At 64.6% G+C, this 4,527-nt stretch carries 6 protein-coding genes and 1 other RNA gene (1 of these 7 only partly in view); all 7 read right to left on the bottom strand.

Translation table 11 applies throughout. The features are described 5' to 3' along the window. On the bottom strand, window positions 1-1,000 hold a 1,000-nt coding region (locus JHD07_RS32425), incomplete at its 3' end, for a ferrous iron transporter B (protein ID WP_291629541.1). 36 nt (window positions 1,001-1,036) lie between these two features. After that, complete coding sequence (locus JHD07_RS32430; RefSeq protein ID WP_291629543.1) at window positions 1,037-1,312, bottom strand: FeoA family protein; 276 nt, start codon at window positions 1,310-1,312, stop codon at window positions 1,037-1,039. 115 nt (window positions 1,313-1,427) lie between these two features. After that, window positions 1,428-1,679, bottom strand: coding sequence for a ribbon-helix-helix domain-containing protein (locus tag JHD07_RS32435; RefSeq protein WP_025038043.1), 252 nt, complete (start codon window positions 1,677-1,679; stop codon window positions 1,428-1,430). After that, window positions 1,676-1,864, bottom strand: a complete 189-nt coding sequence (locus JHD07_RS32440; protein ID WP_291629555.1) for a DUF4169 family protein — start codon at window positions 1,862-1,864, stop codon at window positions 1,676-1,678. Before JHD07_RS32440 ends, JHD07_RS32435 begins: the two co-directional genes overlap by 4 nt. Before the next feature lie 277 nt (window positions 1,865-2,141). Then, window positions 2,142-3,584, bottom strand: a complete 1,443-nt coding sequence (gene fumC / locus JHD07_RS32445) for a class II fumarate hydratase (protein WP_291629557.1) — start codon at window positions 3,582-3,584, stop codon at window positions 2,142-2,144. An 89-nt stretch (window positions 3,585-3,673) separates the two neighbouring features. Further along, window positions 3,674-4,192, bottom strand: a complete 519-nt coding sequence (locus JHD07_RS32450; RefSeq protein WP_291629559.1) for a ClpXP protease specificity-enhancing factor SspB — start codon at window positions 4,190-4,192, stop codon at window positions 3,674-3,676. A 116-nt stretch (window positions 4,193-4,308) separates the two neighbouring features. Beyond that, window positions 4,309-4,527: a transfer-messenger RNA gene (gene ssrA / locus JHD07_RS32455) on the bottom strand (its annotated part continues 542 nt past the right edge of the window); the annotation flags it as partial.

The following is a 4,527-nucleotide window of genomic DNA, read 5'->3' on the forward strand; positions in this document are numbered from 1 at the left end:
AGGCGCGGCCGTGCAGGCCGGCGCCGCCCATGATGCGGTCCATCAGGAACGCGGCGCGGGCCATGTAGCCGAAATCTTCCAGCAGCAGGATGAACAGGAAGATGATGATGATCTGCGGCAGGAACACGATCACGCTGCCGACGCCCGAGATCACGCCGTTCTGGAGGAAGCTCTGCAGCAGGCCGCCGGGCAGGGTGGCCTGGACCAGTTCGCCCAGCGCCTCGAAGCCGGAGTTGAGCAGCTCCATCAGCGGCTGCGCCCAGGCGAACACCGCCTGGAACATCACGAACAGGATCAAGGCGAGCACGATGAGGCCGCCGACCGGATGCAGCACCACCGCGTCGATCCGCGCGGTCCAGGTGTCGGGCCTGGCAGGCAGGCTGACGCAATCGGCGATGATGCGGTCGGCCTCGCGTTGGGTGGCGCGCAATTCGCCGACGCTGAGCGCGCGCCAGCTGTTTTCGGCCGGCTCGGCGGCGAGCTTTGCGGAGATCTCGTCGGTCAGCTTCAGCAGTTCGGAGGTGCCGCCCTTGCGCACCGCGATCGAGGTGACCACGGGCACGTCGAGCTCCTTGGCGAGCCGCTCGACGTCCACGGTGACGCCGCGGCGGCTCGCAATGTCGAACATGTTGAGCACGAGGATCATCGGCCGTCCGGGGCGCTTGAGCTCGAGCAGCAGGCGGATGGTCAGGCGCAGATTGGTGCTGTCGGCGACGCACAGCACGAGATCGGGCACGGTCTCGCCGGAAGCCTTGCCGAGCACGAAGTCGCGGGTGATCTCCTCGTCCGGGCTGCGGCCGCGCAGCGAATAGGTGCCGGGCAGGTCGACGACCGAGACCTGGCGTCCCCCGGGGGTGACGAAGAAGCCTTCCTTGCGCTCGACGGTGACGCCGGGATAGTTCGCCACCTTCTGCCGGCTGCCGGTCAGGGCGTTGAACAGCGAGGTCTTGCCGCTGTTGGGCGTGCCCACCAGGGCGAGATGCAGCAGGGGTGCTTCCATGGATCGATGGCCTGGGGGCGGGATTTCGGTCGCTCGTCAGGCGACGATGACGGCCATGGCTTCGCGGCGGCGGACCGCGATGGTGATGCTGTCGACCCGGACCGCGATCGGGTCGCGCCCGACCAGGCCCTCATGCAGGATCTCGACCCGGGCGCCCTCGACGAAGCCGAGTTCGATCAGACGGCTCTCGAGCTCGACGTCCGAGAGCGACGAGCCGGCTTGCTGGGCGGCGAGGCGCTGGATGACGCCGGTATAGCCGAGCTGGGCCAGACCCAGCGGCATGTGGGGACGCGTGTCAGTGGTGTCGGTCATGCCCTGTATTTTCAACGCCGGGCATGGAGGTCAAGCGTACGCGCGCGCCGAAGCCGCACCTTAGAGCGATTATAAGGTGCAGGGGAGAGACGCCGTCGAGGGCGCCTCCGGTCGGCTACTGGGCCGGGACCTTGTCCGGCTGGGCGGCCATGGCGCGGCTCTTGAAGTAGTCCAGGACGAAGAGACGGATCGCAGACGACAGATTGCCTTGCTGACGGTTGTTGTCGATCTCGCCGACCAGCTCGGACAGGGTCATGTTGCGCAGCCCGGAAATCTCTTTCATGCCGTTCCAGAACGCCTCTTCGAGGCTGACGCTGGTCTTGTGGCCGGCGACGACGATCGACCGTTTCACGACCGGCGACTTCATGGCTGCTCCTCGCGATCGATCCGGTGCTGGTCCAGATGCTCCTTGGCCTGGTCCGCCCGCTTCTCCTCCGCCGACCGGTCCGCCTTCGTGCGCCCGAATTTCGCCCGGTTGGCGTCCGCCTGCTTCGCCGAGGCTTCCCGCTCGACGCGCTTCCTGAAACGATTCAGGTTGATGACGTTCCCCATGCCGCGTCTCCATCACCCGATCCTCTTCTTGCCGGATGAAATATTCAGATACAGAGCGCTTCGTTGCGCCCCAGAAGACTTGATCGCCATTCGCTCGTCCTCGTCAATCGGCCATCAGGCCATCAAACGATGAATTTCGCCCCGTCGGGGGCAGTAGGGCTGCGTAGCACGCCGCCCCGCGGCAACATTGACGGTAATCAAATCCCGCCCGCAAAACCGCTTCTTTTTAGGGCGCCGAGCGTCCGTATCACTACGGATGGCAATCGGAATTCGGAAGCTAGCCCGGGCTGGTCATCTTCTCGGGGCGCACCAGGCGGTCAAACTCGTCGGCCGAGACGAAGCCGAGCCGCAGCGCCTCCTCCTTCAGCGTGGTACCGTTGGCGTGCGCCGTCTTGGCCACCTTGGCGGCGTTGTCGTAGCCGATCTTCGGGGCCAGCGCGGTCACCAGCATCAGCGAGCGCTGCATCAGCTCCTGGATGCGCTTTTCGTCGGCGCGGATGCCGCTGACGCAATGTTCGGTGAAGGAGCGTGCGGCGTCCGCCATCAGACGGATCGAGTGCAGCATGTTGTAGGCGAGCACGGGCTTGTAGACGTTGAGCTCGAAATGGCCTTGGCTGCCGGCGACGGTGATGGCGGTGTGATTGCCGAACACCTGGCAGCACACCATGGTCATCGCCTCGCATTGGGTCGGATTGACCTTGCCCGGCATGATCGATGAGCCCGGCTCGTTCTCCGGCAGGATCAATTCGCCGAGCCCCGAGCGCGGCCCCGATCCGAGCAGGCGGATGTCGTTGGCGATCTTGAACAGGCCGGTGGCGACCGAATTGATGGCACCGTGCACCAGCACATAGGCATCGTTCGACGCCAGCGCCTCGAATTTGTTGGCGGCGCTGGTGAAGGGCAGCTTGGTGATCTCAGCGACGTGCTTGGCGAACAGCTTTGCAAAGCGCGGCTTGGAGTTGAGGCCGGTCCCGACGGCCGTGCCGCCCTGCGCTAGCGGATAGATCTCCTTCACCGCGACCTTAAGTCGGGCGATGCCGCTTTCGACCTGCGCGGCATAGCCGGAAAATTCCTGACCGAGCGTCAGGGGCGTGGCATCCTGGGTATGGGTGCGGCCGATCTTGACGATCTTGGAAAACTCCTTCTCCTTCTTGCGCAGTGCGCTGAGCAGTTCGCCGAGAGCAGGGACCAGATCGGCATTGATGCGGCTTGCGGCCGCGATGTGCATCGCGGTGGGAAACGAGTCGTTCGACGACTGGCTCATGTTGACGTGGTCGTTGGGATGCACCGGTGTCTTGGCGCCGAGTTCGCCGCCGAGCAGCTCATTGGCGCGGTTGGCGATCACCTCGTTGAGGTTCATGTTGCTCTGCGTGCCCGAGCCGGTCTGCCACACCACGAGCGGGAAATGGTCGTCCAGCTTGCCCTCGATCACCTCGCGCGCGGCGCGGATGATGGCATTGGCGCGGCGCTCGTCGAGCAGGCCGAGCTCGCGATTGGACTGCGCGGCGGCGAGCTTGACGATCCCGAGTGCATGCACCAGCGAGATCGGCATGCGGTCGGTGCCGATGCGAAAATTCTGGCGCGAGCGTTCCGTCTGCGCGCCCCAATAACGATCGGCTGGGACCTCGATGGGACCAAAGCTGTCGGTTTCGATCCGGGTCGCGGCGCTTGAGGGGCGGGTCGTCTTCGCGCGGGAAGCTTTGGCCATGAGCACATCCATTCTGCCGCGCGAAACGCCGCGCGGCCTTTCCATGTGCTTCTCTATATAGGCAGTTTGGGTGCGTATGACGGGCGGGAGCCCAATCTAGATCATTTCTTGCGGAAACGATCGAGCCGCACGACTTCGGCACCGCCCTGGCTCGGCGAAGGCGGTTCGTCGGTGGCTTCCGCTGTCTCGGTCGCAGGTGCCGGGACCGATACAGCCGACGGCGCCGGCGCTGCGGGCAAAGTCTCGGGCGCGACCTCGGCGACGTCGGAGGTGTCGAACTGGAGGCCGAACTTCACGGACGGGTCGAGGAAGCTCTTGATGGCGCTGAACGGCACCACCAGCCGCTCCGGAATGCCGCCAAAGGACAGGCCAACCTCGAAGCGGTCCTCGAGCACGGTCAGGTCCCAGAACTGGTGCTGGAGGATGATCGTCATCTCTTCCGGATATTGTGCGAGCAGCCGCGGCGACAGCTTCACGCCATCGGCCTTCGACACGAAGGTGATGAAGAAATGGTGCTCGCCCGGCAGGCCATGGGCCGCGGCGTCGGTCAGCACCTTCCGCAGCACGCCGCGCAGCGCGTCGCGGGCCAGCACGTCGTATCGGATATGATCGGTCGCCATGGTCGTCCTGTTGCATCCCGAAGCCGGACCCTGCCGGCCCCGACTCGTCAAGCCTCGATAGTACCGCGCCTGACGGTTGAGCAGGAGTCCCGCCGGGGAGAAATCTAAAAGAGTAAAGTGGAGGCTTCTGTTGCCAGGTGCCTCCGAACCCCGCCTAACGGAGCTTAACCCGTTAGGACTTTAGAGTGGTCTTTCAAACTGCGTTACGCAGCCTGAGCAACCGGAGCAAAGTTGTCGTTGGCAACTATTGCAGTAGCCCGATAACGGCGGAACAATACCGGGAAAAAGTACGCCCTTTACGCCCTCGTCGATCCTATTTCGCCCCCGCCAAAGCC

This window comes from Bradyrhizobium sp. (genome assembly GCF_016462955.1).
In the GTDB taxonomy this organism is placed as follows: Bacteria; Pseudomonadota; Alphaproteobacteria; order Rhizobiales; family Xanthobacteraceae; genus Bradyrhizobium.